22 protein-coding genes are annotated in these 18953 nt (G+C 45.1%); 3 read left to right on the forward strand and 19 right to left on the reverse strand.

What is annotated here, in order from left to right:
* Window positions 1-404: 404 nt before the first annotated feature.
* From ABEW32_RS22790 to uptA, 15 genes are all read right to left on the reverse strand, one after another.
* On the reverse strand, window positions 405-1340 hold the full coding sequence (locus ABEW32_RS22790; RefSeq protein ID WP_430192073.1) for a nucleotidyltransferase-like protein: 936 nt from the start codon (window positions 1338-1340) through the stop codon (window positions 405-407).
* 56 nt (window positions 1341-1396) lie between these two features.
* Complete coding sequence (locus ABEW32_RS22795; RefSeq protein WP_430192075.1) at window positions 1397-3115, reverse strand: glycosyl hydrolase family 18 protein; 1719 nt, start codon at window positions 3113-3115, stop codon at window positions 1397-1399.
* Between the two features lie 185 nt (window positions 3116-3300).
* Window positions 3301-3732, reverse strand: coding sequence for a Fur family transcriptional regulator (locus ABEW32_RS22800; RefSeq protein WP_013373015.1), 432 nt, complete (start codon window positions 3730-3732; stop codon window positions 3301-3303).
* Between the two features lie 120 nt (window positions 3733-3852).
* Complete coding sequence (locus ABEW32_RS22805) at window positions 3853-5256, reverse strand: DUF4097 family beta strand repeat-containing protein (RefSeq protein ID WP_430192077.1); 1404 nt, start codon at window positions 5254-5256, stop codon at window positions 3853-3855.
* 7 nt (window positions 5257-5263) lie between these two features.
* Entirely contained in the window at window positions 5264-5908 is a 645-nt protein-coding gene (locus ABEW32_RS22810; RefSeq protein ID WP_430192079.1) for a hypothetical protein, read from the reverse strand.
* A gap of 82 nt (window positions 5909-5990) precedes the next feature.
* The gene (locus ABEW32_RS22815) at window positions 5991-6704 is read right to left on the reverse strand and encodes an MgtC/SapB family protein (RefSeq protein WP_430192081.1); all 714 of its coding nucleotides are present in this window, start codon (window positions 6702-6704) and stop codon (window positions 5991-5993) included.
* A gap of 59 nt (window positions 6705-6763) precedes the next feature.
* Window positions 6764-7225 carry a GNAT family N-acetyltransferase gene (locus ABEW32_RS22820; protein WP_430192083.1) on the reverse strand — a complete coding sequence of 154 codons (462 nt, stop codon included), beginning with the start codon at window positions 7223-7225 and terminating at the stop codon, window positions 6764-6766.
* A 135-nt stretch (window positions 7226-7360) separates the two neighbouring features.
* Window positions 7361-8806 carry an Asp-tRNA(Asn)/Glu-tRNA(Gln) amidotransferase subunit GatB gene (gatB, locus tag ABEW32_RS22825; protein WP_430192085.1) on the reverse strand — a complete coding sequence of 482 codons (1446 nt, stop codon included), beginning with the start codon at window positions 8804-8806 and terminating at the stop codon, window positions 7361-7363.
* Between the two features lie 26 nt (window positions 8807-8832).
* Window positions 8833-10290 (reverse strand): Asp-tRNA(Asn)/Glu-tRNA(Gln) amidotransferase subunit GatA, encoded by a 1458-nt coding sequence (gatA, locus tag ABEW32_RS22830; protein WP_430192087.1) that lies wholly within the window; start codon window positions 10288-10290, stop codon window positions 8833-8835.
* Between the two features lie 27 nt (window positions 10291-10317).
* Entirely contained in the window at window positions 10318-10605 is a 288-nt protein-coding gene (gene gatC, locus ABEW32_RS22835) for an Asp-tRNA(Asn)/Glu-tRNA(Gln) amidotransferase subunit GatC (RefSeq protein WP_016820261.1), read from the reverse strand.
* 292 nt (window positions 10606-10897) lie between these two features.
* Complete coding sequence (locus ABEW32_RS22840; protein WP_016324719.1) at window positions 10898-11284, reverse strand: hypothetical protein; 387 nt, start codon at window positions 11282-11284, stop codon at window positions 10898-10900.
* A gap of 79 nt (window positions 11285-11363) precedes the next feature.
* Window positions 11364-11573 (reverse strand): hypothetical protein, encoded by a 210-nt coding sequence (locus ABEW32_RS22845; RefSeq protein WP_430192090.1) that lies wholly within the window; start codon window positions 11571-11573, stop codon window positions 11364-11366.
* A gap of 240 nt (window positions 11574-11813) precedes the next feature.
* Window positions 11814-12443 (reverse strand): MBL fold metallo-hydrolase, encoded by a 630-nt coding sequence (locus tag ABEW32_RS22850; RefSeq protein WP_430192092.1) that lies wholly within the window; start codon window positions 12441-12443, stop codon window positions 11814-11816.
* A 3-nt stretch (window positions 12444-12446) separates the two neighbouring features.
* On the reverse strand, window positions 12447-13016 hold the full coding sequence (locus tag ABEW32_RS22855) for a thioredoxin family protein (protein ID WP_430192094.1): 570 nt from the start codon (window positions 13014-13016) through the stop codon (window positions 12447-12449).
* A gap of 1 nt (window position 13017) precedes the next feature.
* The gene (uptA, locus tag ABEW32_RS22860; protein WP_430192096.1) at window positions 13018-13632 is read right to left on the reverse strand and encodes an undecaprenyl phosphate transporter UptA; all 615 of its coding nucleotides are present in this window, start codon (window positions 13630-13632) and stop codon (window positions 13018-13020) included.
* A 144-nt stretch (window positions 13633-13776) separates the two neighbouring features.
* Between uptA and ABEW32_RS22865 the strand changes: the two genes are divergently transcribed.
* On the forward strand, window positions 13777-14100 hold the full coding sequence (locus tag ABEW32_RS22865) for a dehydrogenase (RefSeq protein ID WP_430192098.1): 324 nt from the start codon (window positions 13777-13779) through the stop codon (window positions 14098-14100).
* A gap of 77 nt (window positions 14101-14177) precedes the next feature.
* On the opposite strand, the gene ABEW32_RS22870 is transcribed toward ABEW32_RS22865, so the two are convergent.
* Entirely contained in the window at window positions 14178-15392 is a 1215-nt protein-coding gene (locus tag ABEW32_RS22870) for a class I SAM-dependent methyltransferase (RefSeq protein ID WP_430192100.1), read from the reverse strand.
* Window positions 15379-16035 (reverse strand): DUF6483 family protein, encoded by a 657-nt coding sequence (locus tag ABEW32_RS22875; protein ID WP_430192102.1) that lies wholly within the window; start codon window positions 16033-16035, stop codon window positions 15379-15381. Before ABEW32_RS22875 ends, ABEW32_RS22870 begins: the two co-directional genes overlap by 14 nt.
* A 394-nt stretch (window positions 16036-16429) precedes the next feature.
* Between ABEW32_RS22875 and ABEW32_RS22880 the strand changes: the two genes are divergently transcribed.
* Window positions 16430-16996, forward strand: a complete 567-nt coding sequence (locus tag ABEW32_RS22880; protein ID WP_430192104.1) for a pyridoxamine 5'-phosphate oxidase family protein — start codon at window positions 16430-16432, stop codon at window positions 16994-16996.
* 103 nt (window positions 16997-17099) lie between these two features.
* Here ABEW32_RS22880 and ABEW32_RS22885 read toward each other — a convergent pair whose 3' ends face one another.
* Window positions 17100-17891 carry an alpha/beta fold hydrolase gene (locus ABEW32_RS22885; protein WP_430192106.1) on the reverse strand — a complete coding sequence of 264 codons (792 nt, stop codon included), beginning with the start codon at window positions 17889-17891 and terminating at the stop codon, window positions 17100-17102.
* 88 nt (window positions 17892-17979) lie between these two features.
* Window positions 17980-18570 (reverse strand): spore protease YyaC, encoded by a 591-nt coding sequence (yyaC, locus tag ABEW32_RS22890; protein WP_430192108.1) that lies wholly within the window; start codon window positions 18568-18570, stop codon window positions 17980-17982.
* A gap of 120 nt (window positions 18571-18690) precedes the next feature.
* Between yyaC and ABEW32_RS22895 the strand changes: the two genes are divergently transcribed.
* Complete coding sequence (locus ABEW32_RS22895) at window positions 18691-18918, forward strand: DUF1128 domain-containing protein (RefSeq protein ID WP_430192110.1); 228 nt, start codon at window positions 18691-18693, stop codon at window positions 18916-18918.
* Window positions 18919-18953: the final 35 nt, after the last annotated feature.

Consider the following 18953-nt stretch of genomic DNA (forward strand, 5'->3'; position numbering starts at 1 on the left):
TGACGAGATAAAATATCTCAATGTTGATTTTGCGAACAAAATCATTTACTCACTCGTTGTTCAGTTTTCAAAGATCAAACATCCATTATTCTTCGCTTTGTTTCACCACCGCGTCTCAGCGGCGACTTAAATAATGTAACACACAACCTCATTTTCCGTCAAGCACTTTTTTAAAAATTTATTTTCTCGCTTGATGCAACACCTTTTATCCTGCTTTAGACAGTTCCAAATTATTCGTGTTGCTTAATGGGGCGAGTTATAACTTAGCATAATTTTTACATACTCGTCAAGCTAAAATAATAATTTATTTGTTATGCTCTCCTGTAAAATCTAAATCACACAAGAAAAAAAGGAAGAAAGGACCGTGTATCGACCCTTCTTCCTTATAAATTAACCTTCCCTCATCACAGAAGGGAGTAGCGCAGTTCACGATTTTGTCCGCGATCCCTAAATTCACCGACAGCTGATTCTCTAATAAGTGAACGGTAAACCAGTTTGCGGAGCACGACGGTAAGATCTAATTGTAGATTTTCTAGCTCAGGATGATTCATAAGTTCATCTATAGACCAAGGTTCCCGTCTACTGCCTAATATACGGAATAACGGAGATGAACACTCTTCCATTTTTGACATGACTGAAAATTCACAAGCAAGCAGTACCAGTTCAACCCGTTGCTCCAGGGTTTCCGTACTTAATGTGAGCTCGTTATACAGCTTCTCAATCGTTCGATCCAGCGGCTGCACCTGAGCCCATAAGCGACCCTTTGGATAAATCTCACATTCAATGAGTTCAATAGACGCCCAATGATCCAGTGCCTTCAGAACACATTGATAAGCGTCTATGATTCGCCCTTCTCGCATTGCTTTTTTCCCTTGAACATAATTAACCAGAAAGCGGGAGAACTCATGAAATCGCTTCTGTTCCCGCAGTGGATCTTTAAATTCGATAATCTCCTGCCTTAGAAGACGGACCCTGTCGTCCCGTTCCCAGACCATACGACCTTCTAGCACATAATCTATAATGTTGGCTTGTTCACCAGCGATAATCCAACCCTTTAGACAATTGAGCGTTGCGTGCAAAACTTGGCATTTTAACCCATTAATAAATAAGTGTTGAATAGAACGAACTGGCTTCCGGCCTTCTCCAATAATTAGAATGAGTTCATCAAAGTCGTGCAATATCGAACCGTGAAAATACTCTCCCGGCTTTCTGTACGAAATAACACCTATTGAATCTTCCTGCAACAATTCATCATGCATCAAATTTAATTTGGTTAGCTGCACTTCTCCCTCCATACCTTCAAGGCGACTATAGCCGCTAAATTGGATATTTGGATACATGTGATCATTTCTACATAAATAAGAGACTTCCTTCTTCAATTGTATAAATTTTTATCTTATTTAATTATTTCTTTCAGCGTTATCCAAGCGTTTTCATCTGCAAAGCTTCGGTTCCACACACCAATTCCACCAAGTTTCAGTGATTGAGCAAGTTCTACTCTTGCCTTCAGGGATACCTGATCCTCTAACCAAATCTTTTTAACTACACCATCTTCGGTATACTCGACATAATTCTGACCTTCGGAAGCTCTAAATGTAGGCTTCAATTTGAATTTAGCCAAGATATCGGCCGCTGAATCCATACCAATTGATTTGGAGGTGACCTTAATTTTCCCTTCTTTGGGAGTCTCGGACCAAACGCGGGTATATAAAGGAATACCTAAAACCACTTTTTGAGGCGGCACTTCGTCTTCCTGAACAATCCGCTTAATTGACGCTTCTGTCCAAGGTAATGAGGCAACGGAACCAGCTTTTGGACTAGCCGCCCAGTGCTCATCATACGCCATTACCATGAGATAATCTGTGATAGCGCCCAATGATTTTCGATCCAAAAAAGCAGACCACATCTCGCTTTGAGATTTAGGTGTGACATCAATAGACAATATCAAATCATTCGCACGAGCCATCGGTTTAAGTTCACGCAAAAATTGGGTGACATTGGGGCCATCCTTTGTATGAACATTTTCAAAGTCGATATTAATACCGTCCAGATCATATTCTTGAGCAAGTGAGATCATCTGGTCTATAATCGATTTTCGCCGCTCAAAGGTAGATAGTGCTTCTGTTGTTATGTCAGGGTTAAAGCTGTTGCTTAATAAACCCCATACCTCCATCCCCTTGCGATGTGCCCAGCTGACATATGCAGGATCAGCCTTGCTTTCTACAGTGCCCTCATGATTAACGATACTAAACCATGTAGGACTTACCACATTTACTCCAGGCATAGGATCAAATTTGGAAGGATCAGGCTTACGATTATAGACAGCTTCCCAAGCGAGATTCACGGGTCTACTCTCCCAATGCTTCTCCGAGATGGACAGTTCGTCCTTAACCGAAGGTATCACAAGTTCTTCTCCTTCAGAGATACAGTCTGACTTAATGTATCCTGCATAGCCATTGTCTAATTGCACAAAATACCAATCGCCCCGTTGGGACCAGATCCGTACTTTCGTCTGCTGAGATACATCAGTCAAAATAAAAGATAGGCTAGAGGCTTCTTTACGCAAAGCGATTCTAGCATCCTGTCGCCCATCTTTCTTTTCTACACTACCTAGCCTGACCTTCTCTCCAGCTTTCATCAGGATAACAGCACCAGTTACAGGGTCTTCGTGTATGGATACACCATATACTTCACGTACCGCCTCTATGGGGATATACACCTCTCCGCTAATGATCTGAGGAGCAGAGGTAAGCGAGATTGTTTTACCATTTAGTTCCCCTTGTGTCTTTGAGACATTCATATGGAGCAAGCTTTGTCTCGTTGCCATGATGATGCTTTGGCTATCATCCTCATAACGAAGTGTAGGATCAATCTGCTCTTGAAGCAATTTAAGTGGCATTAGCATGTGCTTGCCGGAGCTTTGAGCTTCATACCCAGTCAACTTGCCCTTCATAAAAATAGGTCGGATACTCCCCTGCCAATCGGGTTTCTCATGAAGAGGATTACCGTACCATACGACAGTAATTGCGCATATAATCGCTGCAAATAATAGCAGGCTTGCCGCTCCTTTGAATCGCGAACGTTTACGGCGGCGTCTGGAATGATTTCTGACCAAGATTGAACCTCCATTGTTAGAACTTTAGATTTTTGTATTTTGTAATATCAACAGATTACTTAAGACAAAAATAATGTGATTCAAACAAAAAAACGCGGTAAATCCCCACTTATGGGGAATTCCTCACGTTTCCAATCCATTACAATATATACATACCGCACAAAAAACTTTTATTCCTTGTTTGATTACGATTGTTTGTTACTACAAGCTTTGCATACTCCGTGTAACTCCATACGATGTCCATGCACCTCGAAGCCTGTTTCCAACGCGGCATGGCGTTCCACATCTGCCAAATACGGATAACTGAAATCTTCAATCTTTCCGCATTTTTCACAAATGATGTGATAGTGCTCCGAAATATTGGCATCATAACGACTGGCGTTATCTCCATAGGTCAACTCATGTACCATACCCGCTTCTATAAACATCTTTAAGTTATTATAAACCGTAGCCACACTCATACTTGGAAACTTGGACTCAAGCGCACGATATATTTCATCTGCAGTCGGATGCCCCATAGATTCCATCAAATAGTTTAATATGGCATGGCGCTGGGGTGTTATGCGTACACCTGTCTTCTTCAGAAGTTCCAAAGCATGCTGGACGCGTGCTGCCATATATGTCCACCGCCTTATCCCTTACTTGCAATCCTATCAATTACCACGCATCTATTTACAAATTACTTCTAAAATTACTTCTAAAGCTACTCACATTGTACGGTCTACTCAAGTTTCTTGTCAACGCGCCGTATTGTCACCGGATGTTCCTATAGAAGTATCTGTCACAGGAACCCCAGGTGCATCCGGAGAGACTCCAGAAGTATCAGGCGCAGTCGCCCCCTCGGAATCATCCAATTCGGGTAACGACGGCATCAGTAACTTTTTAATGGTTAAATTGCTGTTACCCTCTACGTTAATCACATACTTGCCTGTACCGTTTTGACCTGAGATGCTTTTACTGTCTATCTTAAATGGAAAATCGGACTGAAGATTACCATAACTGCTTGAACCCTCTAACTGAAAATCTCCATTCGATGGAAGGTCCAATACGATATCACCGACAGCACTGTATATTTTCCAATCTCCACCTACATGCTCGCTATGCACTTTGATTGCTCCATTAAGCGAATTTGCATTCAGCTTGGCTGTAGAATTCAGCACATTCATATCACCATTTTGAGTATCGACGGTGATATCCCCTTCAGAGCGAGCAACCTGAATGTCGCCTACCATAGTATGGAGGGATACAGCTCCTTCAATATCCCCTGCCTGCATATCTCCACGATTTGTGCGTACATCCACATCCCCGCTAATCCGGTGCAATTTAATCTGACCGTTCAGGGTGCCTCCTTTGACATTACCGATTGCATCATTAACTGTAAGGTTTCCATTACCGCTCTCAAGCCGGATGCTGTCGATAGCGTCAATTCCATTTAAGGTAATATTCCCGTTGGAGGTTCTAATCTGCATATTGAATCTCCGATCCTCCGGCACAGTGATCAACAGGTTCATACGAGGCTGTCGTTTACTTGATGCTCCGTATGACTTTACCTCCGGGCGAATCTGAATGGTCTTGCCGTCGGTAGAAGTCAGTGAAGAAGCTTGAGCAATCTTGTCTGCCTCGGCAGCAGGCGCTTGATCCACCCATAGAGTCCCGCGTACCTCTATATTGGACACAGGCCGCCTGATCAGTGTTATATCTCCATTTACTGAATCAACTACTAAATCGGACGTTTGCATAGTTACAGGTATCAGCATACCACCCATATCATACCGATTCTCTTTAGCTTGGCTAAAATCCATAGAGCCCGATGTCAGATTGAGACTAACCCGGTTCCACAAGTACATATAGTGATTTTGCTGGGTCACGATAAAAACAGAAGCTGCCACAATCAAGGCGGACAGTATTCCCTTTAAGTCAGGTCTGAAACGTCGTCCGTTGTCAGACTTGCCCTCTTTGCGATAGTGCACGCCAAAAAAAATCAGATACTCCATTCCCCAAAGCACAAAGATTACAGGCCACCACACAAGGAGCTGAAGCATGTATTCGGTGTTCTGAAGCACATCTACAATCAATAAAATGCCTACAGCCATCAACAGAAGCGAAGCGGTGTAGCGGCCGACTCTTATTTTGCGGTGCACGCCTGCTTCACCCTCTTTCTTTCAACTTTTTACGTCTAAAGGACAGAAAAGCTTCCCTTAGAAAAAGGAATAAACCGATCATCGTTAATATAATGGCCAGCGTCAAGAACCCGTAATCTTCGAAGAAAATGCCTAGCCAGCGAGGTTTCATGCGGAATAAAATCATAAGTCCACCACCTGCCACCAGTAGCACGGCAAAAGCAAAACCTCTTTCCCATGCATAAAAAGGACTGCTTTGCTGACCTCTAGCATCCATTCGTGCATGTTGATCTGGCTTGCGCCGATAACGAACCATGTAATCCGCTGACTGTAAGGTATCATATACATTATAAAAATATAAAACGGGTATAAACAAGCCAAGCAAGATAAGTAATGGGATGTTAATCCTCAATCCATCGGAGGAAACATACAGCATTGCAAAAATATCTAGCAGAAGCAATACAATAAATGTAAGCCCCCTAATAAATAGTCCTAAAAAAAGATGTCCCATTCCAGGTATCAGTGCTGCCATGATAATGGCAATTACCTTGCGAAATTTAGCGTATTGCAGACGCCCCCGCTGTTTCTGTCCATGTGGCTGTTCAGCCTGTCCGGACTCTCTCGACGGTAACGGTTGTTCCGAGTTCATGCCATCCTCCCCTTTGAATTCCATACGTAGCTCCGCTGAAAAAACTTTGATGGTAACATAGTACCCCAATCAGATTTGAGAGTAACTGTAAATAAAAGGTATATGATCATTCAACGGAGACTGCAGCTATATCTTCCCATTGTCGTAAATCAGCTGCAATACGTACTGGATTAAAGTGATGTCGGGCCAGCACCTCCAAGGAAACCTCCATGCTTTGCCGATCTGGGTGCAGTTCATGAAATGGAACATTTTCATGTTCTTTAATCATGATTTTACGTATTTCTACTTTTTCATGCTCAAGATAAGCCGAAATTTGCTCCAGCAATCCGTGAGAGGACAATCCATACAACGTAATAAGATGAGGCTTGCGCCCACGCATATACCGAAGTTCTAATTTGTTGAATACCCATAAGTTTAAAAATACGAGCGCAGTTGCCGCTATAGAAGGGAAATAGAAGCCTGCTCCCACTCCAAGGCCAATAGCAGCTACAACCCAAATGGAAGCCGCCGTCGTGAGTCCAGTAATGGATTTACCCGTAAACATAATCGTACCTGCTCCCAAAAAACCTACGCCAGTAATCACCGCCGTAGCCAAACGAGCTGGATCTATACGCACATTAGCTTCTTTAATAAAATCAGCAAAGCCGTAAATGGAGAGTAGCATAATCAGCGTTGAACCAAGACTGACCATAATGTGAGTCCGCAAACCAGCAGCGTGATTGGAACGTTCACGCTCAAAGCCAATAAATCCACCGAGAAGCATGGAAAGTAATAGCCGTAAAATGATATGTGAATCATCTATAATCCACGGATTATTCATTCGAGTCTCTCCTCCCGGTTGTGTCGTGCTTCCCTGTCCGGGCACACGGTTTGTGAGTATTATTCCACGTTATGCAAATGGTAGGTGGTTAATTCCACGCCTGGGGCCACCTCTGCCGCGGAAACAGGGCGAAAACCATGTTTTCGATAAAGTGCCACCGCAGGAGTGTTTGAAGTCCCTGTAGTGACGATAAATAGGGGGACATACTGATATTCATTTAAAACATGCCTCATTAAGGAGTCTGCAATTCCTTGGCGAAAATGATCTGGATGAACCATCATACGTGTAAGGGTAAGCGAACCGGACGACTCAGACTGCACAGCCAGCGCCCCTAATAGCTCACCATCCTCCAGCCATCCATAAAAAGACTCTCCGCAGCCTCTCAGCGTCTCCAATGTATCCATCAGCGGAGGAATCTCATTAAACCCGATCAGCTCAGCTTCCAGTCTATAGGCGACGTGCTGAAGACGCCATATCTGACTGACAATATCATCATCTTCCAATGAACATAGGGTAACCATACTGTTTGCCCTCCTAAGGAACCTCATCATATGTCAACAAGCTCCTAATGCTTGTTTGATGCCCATACGCGTTTCTTTGCACCTATGAAAAAGGGGCTTGTCCCTAAAAGACAAGCCCCTCTCATAACTATGCCATTATCGGTTCAACACTTCTGTCAGCAACTTATTAGCGAGGCCAGGGTTAGCTTTGCCCTTGCTCTCCTTCATCACTTGACCGACCAAGAAGCCGATGGCCTTTTGCTTGCCAGCTTTGTAATCCTCGACCGATTGCGGGTTGGCTACTACAACTTGTTCGACAATTGTCAGAATTGCACCTTCATCACTGATTTGCACAAGCCCTTTTTCTTCAACAATTTGCTGTGGCAGTTTATCACTTTCCAGCATTTCCTTAAAGACTGTTTTGGCAATTTTACTGTTGATCGTTCCCTTCTCCAGCAGCCCGATCATTTCACCCAAGCCCCGACCTGTCAATTTAACCTGAGACAGTTCTACACCGGTACTATTCAAATAGCCGAGTAAATCTCCCATAATCCAGTTGGAGACTGCTTTGGCATCCTTGGTGTACTGAAGACTATCCTCAAACAAATCAGCCAATGGCTTGGAGGATGTAATTACCTGTGCATCATACTCAGGTAATCCGTATTCCGAAGTGTAACGTGCTTTCCGCTGATCGGGTAATTCAGGAATCGAGGCACGGATACGCTCTTTCCACTCCTCATCAATATGCAGTGTAACGAGATCTGGGTCTGGGAAATAACGATAGTCGTGCGCCTGCTCCTTACCACGCATGGACAGGGTTTTACCTTGTGCATCATCCCAGCGACGCGTTTCCTGTACGATCGTTCCGCCTTCTTCAAGCGTCTGCTCTTGTCGGAACTGCTCATATTCCAGTCCGCGCTGTACGCCACGGAAGGAGTTCATGTTTTTCAGTTCTGCTTTGGTTCCCAGCTCTTTTTGCCCATGCGGACGAAGACTGATATTCGCATCGCAGCGAAGTGATCCTTCCTCCATCTTCACATCGGATACATCACAATACTGCATAATGGCACGTATTTTTTCCAGATAAGCCTTGGCTTCTTCCGGCGAAGATATGTCCGGCTCCGAAACGATTTCAACCAACGGTGTGCCGACCCGGTTAAAATCAACCAAAGACGCATAGCCACCATCAACATGGGTTAATTTCCCCGCATCCTCTTCCAGATGCAACCGCGTAATGCCGATACGCTTGGTTTCACCGTTCACTTCAATATCAATCCAGCCATGCTCACCGATCGGTTGGTCATATTGCGAAATTTGGTAAGCCTTCGGTGAATCAGGGTAGAAATAGTTCTTACGGTCAAACTTGCTCACATCAGCGATGGTGCAATTGAGCGCCATTGCCGCTTTCATCGCATAATCAACGGCTTGACGGTTCAATACCGGCAATACCCCCGGATGTCCTAGACAGACCGGACATGTATGAGAGTTTGGCGGCGCTCCAAAGGATGTCGAGCATCCGCAAAATATTTTAGACTTCGTATGCAACTCCACGTGGACTTCAAGTCCGATGACCGTCTCATACTTCGATGTAGTTGTAGACATGAATAGGTTCCCTCCTTTTTGGCAAATTACAGCTGCGGACGCTGCTTGTGAAATTCAGTATTTTGTTCGAATGCATGCGCTACACGCAGTACAGAAGACTCATCAAAGGCTTTTCCGATAATTTGTAGTCCGACTGGCATTCCATCTGCAAGACCACAAGGAATACTAATAGCCGGCACGCCAGCCAAACTTACTGGAATCGTCAAAATATCGTTCAAATACATAGTCAATGGGTCGTCCACTTGGGAGCCGATTTTGAACGCGGTAGTCGGTGCAGTAGGCCCGATAATTACATCATATTGTTCAAATACACGATCAAAATCCTGTTTGATCAGTGTGCGCACTTTTTGAGCTTTCAAATAATAAGCATCGTAGTACCCGGAGCTGAGTGCATAGGTACCGAGCATAATCCGACGCTTCACCTCAGGACCAAACCCTTGCGTACGAGACTGATGGTACAGATCAAGCAGGTTATCCGGATTATCAGCGCGTACACCATAGCGCACGCCGTCAAAGCGGGCCAGATTGGACGATGCTTCGGATGAAGCCAGCAGGTAGTATGTCGCAACCGCATATTCCGTGTGTGGAAGAGATACCTCTTCCCATACAGCGCCCAATCCTTCCAGTGTTTTCAATGCATCAAGCACCTTTTCCTTGACCTGCGGATCTACGCCTTCACCAAGATACTCTTTAGGCACAGCGATACGAAGTCCTTTCACATCTCCGGTTAAAGCATTCAAATAATCAGGAATGTCTACCTTCGCAGAAGTGGAGTCCTTCGAGTCATAGCCAGCAATGGCTTGCAGGACATAGGCCGAATCTTGAACATTTTTGGTAATCGGTCCGATTTGGTCTAAAGATGAGGCAAAGGCCACCAGGCCAAAACGGGATACCAGACCGTAGGTGGGTTTTAGACCAACTACGCCGCAATAAGAAGCGGGCTGGCGAATGGAGCCCCCTGTATCGGAACCGAGCGTGAAATAAGCTTCACCCGCCGCAACAGCTGCAGCCGAGCCGCCACTGGAACCGCCGGGAACACGTTCTAAATCCCAAGGGTTACGTGCAGGGAAAAAGCTGGAGTTCTCGTTCGAACCGCCCATGGCGAATTCGTCCATGTTCATTTTACCAAGTGTCACCGTTTGCGCTGCGCGCAACTTACCGACAACTGTGGCATCGTAAACAGGATCAAAATTTTTCAAAAACTGACTTCCACATGTAGTGCGTAGCCCTTCTGTCACGATATTATCCTTAATACCGACCGGCAGGCCAAACAACAACCCTCGTTCCTCTCCCGAAATCAGCTGATCATCCAGCTGACGTGCAGATGCCCGAGCCTGTTCCTCGTCGACAGTAATATAGGCTCTGATCTTCTCTTCCCGCGCATCAATTGTCTCCAGAGCGTGTCCCACCAGATCACTCACTGAAATTTCCTTTTGATGCAGCTTGTTATGTATTTCCGGCAATGTGTTATTAAACAAGCTCAATTTGCATCCTCCTTTCAAATGTAAAATCTATTCCAGAACAGCAGGAACTTTAAACTGTCCGTCTTCTTCTTCAGGTGCATTACGCATCACTTGCTCGTGTGTCAAACTTTCGCGAACTTCGTCGTCCCGCATGACATTGCTGACGTGAAGCACATGAGTGGTCGGTTTTACCTGCTCCGTATCCAACTCATTCAGCTTCTCCGCATAATGGAGAATGGCATTTAATTGTCCTGTCATGGTTTCTTCCTCTGTCTCGGTCAGATTTAACCGGGATAGCCTGGCTACGTGACGGACATCTTCCTTGGAAATGTTCATTCGAAACCCTCCTCATGTATATGCAACAATCCAATAAGCGTCTGAAATCGGATTTTGCGAAATTCTGGTATCAAAAATATTACACCGAACTTTGAAATAACGTTTTTAATTATAGGATAGAACCCTATACAATTCAATCTTTGACGCGGTACAGAAGCAAACTGTACATTAATGAGGTAAATGTTACTAAAAGAATATAAAAAAAGCACCTCTCGGTGCTCTTTCGAGAAAACTATAGCAGCTGAAATCGTGCCATCATTTATTGTTAAAAAGAGTCGGCAATTGCCGACTCCTATATCCAAGCACGTAAATTAACTTGTTTGATAAAATCAGCCTGTGACAACAATTCTGCCGCGGTTTCTTCTTCCTCAGTCTCTACTGAATCATGACCACCGTTCATCACATGTCTGAACAGCTTCTCATTATGAGTAGCAAGGGCGTAATCTATCAGCGCTTCACGTTCAATCCGCTCGGCTTCCAGCTTAAGAATACTTTCTTCGAGCTCGATATCACCGGATGGTACGAAAAAATTGCGATTCACCTTCGGTACGCGAATGACATAGTCAAAAGCATTGTCCGCATTACGGTCGTAAGCAATGATATAGCCATGTTCGCCCACAGGAAGATTCTGCTCAAAAGCATCCGCGACGATCATAATTCTAGCTCCTAAATGATGCATCGTTAGCCCCCCGTTTGTCTGAACTTATCTGCTAAGTCTACTAAAAAAAAGGAAGCTTGTCTATATCATCTATGTATCTTCATAATCGACCGTCTCCGCGTCCATTTCTATGCTCATTGAGCCGTATATGCCAGTCTTGCGTAAGGATTCCGCCCCGCCGTTTTATCTTTTTCCAAGTAATGATCTTCGGTTCGGAATCTACTACAGCATCTTCAATATCTATTATTTCGGCAAGACGAAAACTGCCTTCGTTCTCACGATGTACCCCATATATATGTTTTCTTTTCATTCTTGCTCCCCCTTGTGATCTGACGGCCTCATGCCTCTTTATCCTCTTAATGGGTAAAAAAAAGAACGCAAACCGGGATTCATCCACAGCTTGCGTGCTTCGCGAGTTTAGTATGTAACTTTAATAAATGTATGTTAACAAAAATAAAAACCTTTGTCTATACATAAATTATATTTTGTTGTCGAAATGAGGCAAAACCTGTCACTTCTATGATTTTGCCTCAATATATGTTCATCAGATTTACCGAATATACGGATTGTGGACTTTCTCATAACCAATAGTTGTTTTGGGTCCATGACCGGGATAAACTGTAACGTCATCTCCGAGCGGAAACAACTTATTTTGAATGGAATCGTACAAATCGCGTTCCCGACCACCAGTCAGATCTGTGCGTCCGACGCCCTGACGGAATAGCACATCCCCGGAGAAAAGGTCTTTGCCACACAAGAAGCTAACACTTCCGGGTGAATGCCCCGGTGTATGGAGCACCTTAAACGTGTTCCCGATTAGCTTTAATTGCTGGCCTTCTGCCAAATCATATTCAGCAGGTTCTGTCGAGATCGGTGGAGACGCCTCTGGCCACATCAGGGAGCCGTTCAGCTTAGGAGATGTGAGCCAGTCTTGCTCCAAGGCGTGCAGATACACCGGGCATCCTTTGGCATTGCGGATCTCCTCTACCCCTCCAATATGGTCAAAATGGGCGTGGGTCAGCAGAATAGCTTCAATGGTCAGGGATTCAATCGCTCTCAGCAAAGGTCCCGGATTCATTCCTGGATCAATAATAACGGCGCGCTGCGGATCTTCCCCTTGAAGCAAATAAGCATTCGTTTGAAGTGGACCGAGATTAAAGCTGCGAATGGATAAGGTCATAAGTTAAAATCCCGAGATCAGCTCGCGTAATTCCTGAACAATCACAGGATGAACCTCGGTTCCCTCCCCATATTTTGCAGCCATTTCTTTGCGAGCAACTGCGATTTTTTCTTGATAATCATCGGCTTCCCGATCTGGATTTTCACGTTTGAATTCGATCATAATTTGTTGGACATGTGCAGGACGTGGTCCCCAGTGACCCAGTACGTGGCCCCCAGTATCCGCAAAAATCACAATCGGCACAGCGCGTCCACCCATCGTCAGGAAGTCGTCCATCAGCGCCTGGTGATTTTCCAGAATCAATACTTCTGTTGGAATGCCGCTATTTTCCAGCGCGCGGAACACAACTGGCACATTGCGTACGACATCCCCACACCAGTCAGCAGCCAAAATAAGCACACGCAGATCATCACGATGGTTCAAGCTTTCAAAAAACTCCCGGTCCTCTTCGCTGCTCCACACAAACTGATCGTATCCAGAGCGGAAGGCTTCTTGGTTCTTTTCCATGCCTACCATAAACTGCTCGGGGCTCAGGCCCTTGCCGAAATATTGCGATACGTTAGTACGACTCATGTTATACACTTCCTTTTTTGTTTTTGGCTACAATCCATTTGATTACAAAATAAATGATCAAGAGTGCAAGTGCAACCAGCAAAATGGGCTTGATGTAAGGTGCCGCTACTTCGTCAATTTGCTCCCACTTGTCTCCCAGCAGCATACCTAAATATATAAACAAAACAGACCAAGGTATAATCGCCAGCGTCGTCAAAATAATAAAGCGCCATACGTTCATTCGAGCCAACCCGGCAGGGATTGAGATCGCATGGCGAACAACAGGGATAAAGCGAGCTGTAAAAATGACCCCTGTGCCGTATCTATTAAACCAGGCTTCAGCGTGGTCAACATGACTTTTTTTGATGAGTAAGTATTTACCATACTTGTCCAATACTGGTCTACCGCCATAGCGCCCGATCCAGTAAATAAACAGCTGGGCTAGCACCCCGCCAATCGTTCCAAAAACGACTGCGCCAAAAAAATTAATATGACCTGATGATACTAAAAACCCGCCGTAAGCGAGAACAATTTCACTTGGTATGACCTCCACCATCAAGCCTAGCATAATACCAAAATACCCAAGACTACGAATGATCTCAAACAAATAATTAATGATACTAGATATATGGTCCATTTCTCTGCCCACTCCCTGCCTGTTTCTCTATTTTCATTAGTGTATCACAGCGGCAGAACAAGTCGCCACTTCACTCAATCAGGGAGGTCAGTGACCCCGGCTCCTATACCCGCATAAGTTGTGAGAGAGAGGAGGGGGTATAATATGCCTCCCGGCAAATTCCCCAAACATGACAATCCACAATCCCGTTTACCTACAGCTCGTGGTATCCGCCGCGCATGCAGCAAAGAGCTGTACCGAACCTGCAAACGTCTGCCTGTTCACATTGCCCCTGTTCTGGTCAAGCAGGGCGAGGAGCTTTACTGCCGCAAGGTCATCGGACACCTCATCTGGATTGCGGAAAACCGTAGCAATCGCAAGCTACTGTGTGACTGGTGGGACGAAGATGTCAGCGAGGAGCTCGCAGTATTATGGAAAGTGGATCGCGATGTCTTGTGCACCGCTTTTAGAAGTGCCTATGGCGGGTAGATGTTTGCGTACAGCAACCTTGAACTGTTCCAAAAAAAGTGGAGCCACTCCGCAGTGGCTCCACTTTTACTATATTCCTAGCTGTGTGTCTGCTTCTGCCCCGCTCCTTCGGGAAGCAAATCCGCACAAGCACGTTCCAAATAAGGATCAGCATGTATAAAATCCCGAAAAGCTGTGTACTCGCGCCACAGAGCAGACCGTTCTCCCGCTTGGCCTTTAACGGCACGAATCAGAATATTTTTAGGTGTATGCTCCATGTCGATAAATTCCAAGAGCTGTGTCCGGTACCCCATCATATCCAATAGCTTGGCCCGGATTCCATCCGTTGCGAGTGCAGAAAAGCGCTCCTTTAAAATGCCATGGGAGAGCAAGGGCTCCATTACCGGATTTTTCAGTTGGCCAAACAGCTCATGCTGACAGCACGGAACTGATAAAATGACGGACGCTCCCCAGCGGACAGCCTTTTCCAGCGCTGCATCTGTTGCGGTATCACATGCATGCAAGGTAACGACCATATCCACCTGCTCCAGTTCGTTATAGTCTGCGATATCTCCGACCAGGAACTCCAACTGTCGATAATGCAGCTTTTGCGCCAGAACATTACAGGTTTCAATAACATCTGCCTTCAAATCCAAACCGACAATCTGCAAAGGTCGTTTTTGCTGTACTGCCAAATAGTGATATAAGGCAAAGGTCAAATACGACTTGCCGCAGCCAAAATCCACAATCGTCAATGGGCGGCCTACCGGAAGGCTAGGCAATACATCCTGCACCATTTCGAGAAAACGGTTGATTTGACGGAATTTATCGTATTTACGGGCCAGTACCTTTCCATCTTCATTCATAATCCCCAGCTCGATCAGGAAAGGAATATGCTCTCCTTCCTCAAGCACATATTGCTTTTTGCGATTATGAGACAGATCGGCTTTACTTTTGCTCGGTGACTTTGTCAGAATGGATACTTTATATTTTTTACTGATTAGCACCTGATAGTCTGCATCCTTGGCACATAGAAGTCCTTGGCGAAACGTGTCCTCAAACAAGGCAGTCATGCGCTCACTAGCTTCGTCAGGGGTCAGATTTTCATGAATGACTTTGTTGGTGTAATGAAAGGCAAACTGGTAATGCAGTTTGTTTTTCAATTCCACAGGTTTGATTTGCACTTTAGTAAAAGAAGCATCCTCACGTTTGCGCAGCTGACTCAGCGTTGCTGTGATGAGGGAGCCCCCCGTGGTCAATTGGTATACAAGTTCGCGCAGTGAATCCAAAAGGTACATCTCACTTTCTTTCATGTAATTGGGTGATCTCGGACAAACCCTCGATGATTTCCTGGCGTGAAATTCCACCCAGTTCCAGCTCTGCATCGGTCTTATCCAGTAACTGACTGTAAAATGCCTCTGCTTCCGATCCCAGCTCTGGCTGCTCCCATGCCAATCCAAACCAGACATCAGCGGCTTGGTCCAACCTGTTTTCCTGCTCATAATGAGCAGCCAACAGCTTGCTGGTTTCAGGAGGAAGCTCATATTCATGAACCAATTGTACGATACACGCTATTCGTTCAGGCAGGACCTGTAAATCACGATTCGCGCCATTTAGGTCGCTGTACAAATATAAATGGAGAGATTTCATTAAAATTCGTATGCCCTCATCTATTTTGCTGGTTTCCATGTATATAACAGCTTCTTCTTCCAGAATGCGAGCCACTTGCTGAAGCTCATCCGCTTCCATCCCAGGACCCATTCGGAAAAGCTCAATAATTTGTTCCGGCGGCAATCGTCTGAGCAAATCTGAACGAAGGCGAAACTGCTTGTCGAGTAAGTCATCGAGTTGTTTTAGCGCTTCGACGTGTTTATTTTCACGCCTCAGACCAAGCACTGATGCTACTGCGGATGTCAATTCTTCCATCATGCTAAGCAAATAATCTTTTCTAAGCAAGCCGTTCCCTTCCTTTCATCCCGATGCTAGAGAACCAGGAACCCTGTCCCTCCTGATTGTAAGACATCCTTGTCTAAAAGCCAAATGCCCCATTATGGCGTATTCCCATTTAGTACAATTACAAATCATTTATAGCATCAACGTTCCAGCACTTCAAAAAATCACATATGACACGTAATATTCCGTTAGTAAAGTGTTATGTGCCAGATCATGTGACTAAGAAATACAAGTATTTGGGAATCAGAACTTGATTTTCTGTTATTATCGTGTTATTTTCGTTTCATAAGAAACAAAAATAATCATTATATAATCTTTATTTATACAATAAAATATAATATTTATTTTCGATCGAAACAAAATACGTTTTGATATTTTACGGAGAGGATGTTGAAGTATGGGAAATCAATTTAGTTCGATACTACCGAAATATAAAGAGTTCATACAGCGACAGCATATTTTTTTTGTAGGATCGGCACCTGTCTCCAAGACGGGGCATGTGAATATTTCCCCCAAGGGATATGATTCTTTTCGTATATTGTCTGATCATAAAGTAGCCTATCTTGACTTGGCGGGAAGTGGCAATGAGACAAGTGCACACATTATAGAAAATGGTCGGGTAACCATCATGTTCTGTGCATTTGAAGGAGAGCCCTGTGTATTAAGGCTCTTTGGTACAGGCACAGTCGTGCTGCCCAATACAGAGCGTTGGCATGAGCTGTACCCTCTCTTCAATCCACTGCCTGGAGCAAGACAAATCATTGTTGTTGATGTTCATATGGTGCAACATTCATGTGGGTTTGCAGTTCCCTTCATGACTTTCACGAGCGAACGGGAAAAGCTGAAGGACGTGGCGGTTCAGATGGGCGAAGAAGCACTTAAAAAGTATGCATACGAGAAAAATTTAGAAAGCATTGACGGTTTGCCGACGGCGTTTGCCTTGGACAAAAATAATATGACTTAGACATTCTACACATCAACCGATATGAAGCAACAAGTCGGCAAAAAACCGGATTCCCTCTGTTACAGCATCAGAAGGTTCCGGTTTTTGAACTTACCCACCTCTATTACTTCAAGTTTTGCTCCAAAAATGACAAGATGGCTTTCGCTAATAACTCTGGTGCTTCAAACAAGCTCATGTGTCCAGACTCCGGTAGGGTAACCTGAGTGACTCCGGCCCGATCTGTTGTGAACGTTCGTGCTGGAGGAACTGCCTGATCCTGCTCCCCTGCTACCAAAAGAGCTGGCAACGCAGAAGCTGACAGCACATCCCGACGGTCCGGGCGCTCGCGCATAGCCAGCGATGCTCCTACGGCTCCTTGCGGAGGTGTTTTGTAGCCAATTTCTTTAACTTTGAGTAGTTGGCTCGGCATTGACTCCACATGTTCAGGAGCAAACAACCCTGGTACGAGTCCATCTACAAAGGTTGTAATCCCCTCCGTTTGAATGGTCGATACAGCCTTGCTCCGCTTTTCTTTACCTTCGTCCGTATCTGCATAAGCCGTGGAATGAATCAGCCCAAAGGCTGTAAGACGCTCGGCATGTCTTTGTGCCGCGGAAAGGGCTAAGTAGCCTCCTAGAGAGTGACCAAACCATGCAGCCTGAGGAATGTCCAATTGTTCTTGAAGTTTAAGCACATCGTCTGCCATCAGATCGATCGTATAGGCTCCAAGTGGAGCATCACTGCGTCCGTGTCCACGCAAGTCTGGAACAATACAACGATAGCTTGGGGACAGCAAGGGAACAACCTCATCCCAATAGGAAGAGCTTCCGCAAAATCCGTGCACCAGAATGATCGGATCTCCTTTTCCCTGTTCGGCATAACAGATCGTCGTTCCTTCGCATAATACCTTTTCCATGTGGAACCCTTCCTTCTCTGTATATAATCTATTAGTTCTGAATATTGTAGTAAGAAGAACATGCTGATGTATATTATTAAGCAGACCATCAATATCTGAAACGGTAGCCGGCTGGAAAATCTTGCGAAGCTGTTTTTAGGCCAAATTCACAAGCCGCTGCATCTGCAATATATGCTGCCATCGTCATGACCAGGTGAAGCGACGTCATCTGGAGCGTCCAGTAGGGTTTGGGGCTGCGCTCATTCACAATCGCTGCAACGCTATAATGCCCGATGGATGGCAGAGATAGCCCGACCGATCGTGCAGGAGTTAGCGGTCCATGGGTAACAAGGAACATTCCCGTAGAGCCGTGCTGTCCAAGACAAGCATCTATGGCGATCACATGATGATCCTTGGGAATACGCTCCAGGTATGGAACCAGATGATCCGCGTCACAAGGCTCCGTCATTGTGCCAATCACATGCGAAAAGCCTTGCTCCTTGAGCATGGTGCCTACCAGTGGTCCGAGTGAGTCACCCGATGAGCGGTCAGTACCGATACAAACAAAAGTCAGCTTATCTATAGCATGCTGCTGTCGAATGTCCCGGAAAAACGGTGCAAGTCCGTCGCGATCTGTTTTCTCTACATTAGATTCCAAGGGTGAGCGCCCGGATGTGGAAGCTCGGTTATACAAAGACAACTTTGTCCATCCTCCTTCATTCAGTTGTATACCGGTAATCTGGCTATCAGTACATTCTACAACAAAAACATGATACAATACAGGCAACTTCCCCTGTTATGAAAGGATGGAACATTAACGATGGATTTGTCTGTACCGTCTCATGCCAACATTGAGTATATGATTGAGGGCATTAAAACCAAGCTCCGTATGGCGAGTGGTGCTGCTATGCAGGCTTCCGCTTTCTCGCTAGAGCAATACGAGGACATCCGTGATGTCTATGATATGGTAATGAGCAAACCTAACCTCAGCATTTCAGAGGTTGAAGCCATTGTCTCCGAACTGGGCAGATTGCGCAAGTCCTCCTAAATCTGCTTGTAGGACAGACAGCTTGGCTACAGCTA

The sequence above is a fragment of the Paenibacillus jamilae genome (genome assembly GCF_050482105.1).
GTDB lineage: Bacteria > Bacillota > Bacilli > Paenibacillales > Paenibacillaceae > Paenibacillus > Paenibacillus jamilae_B.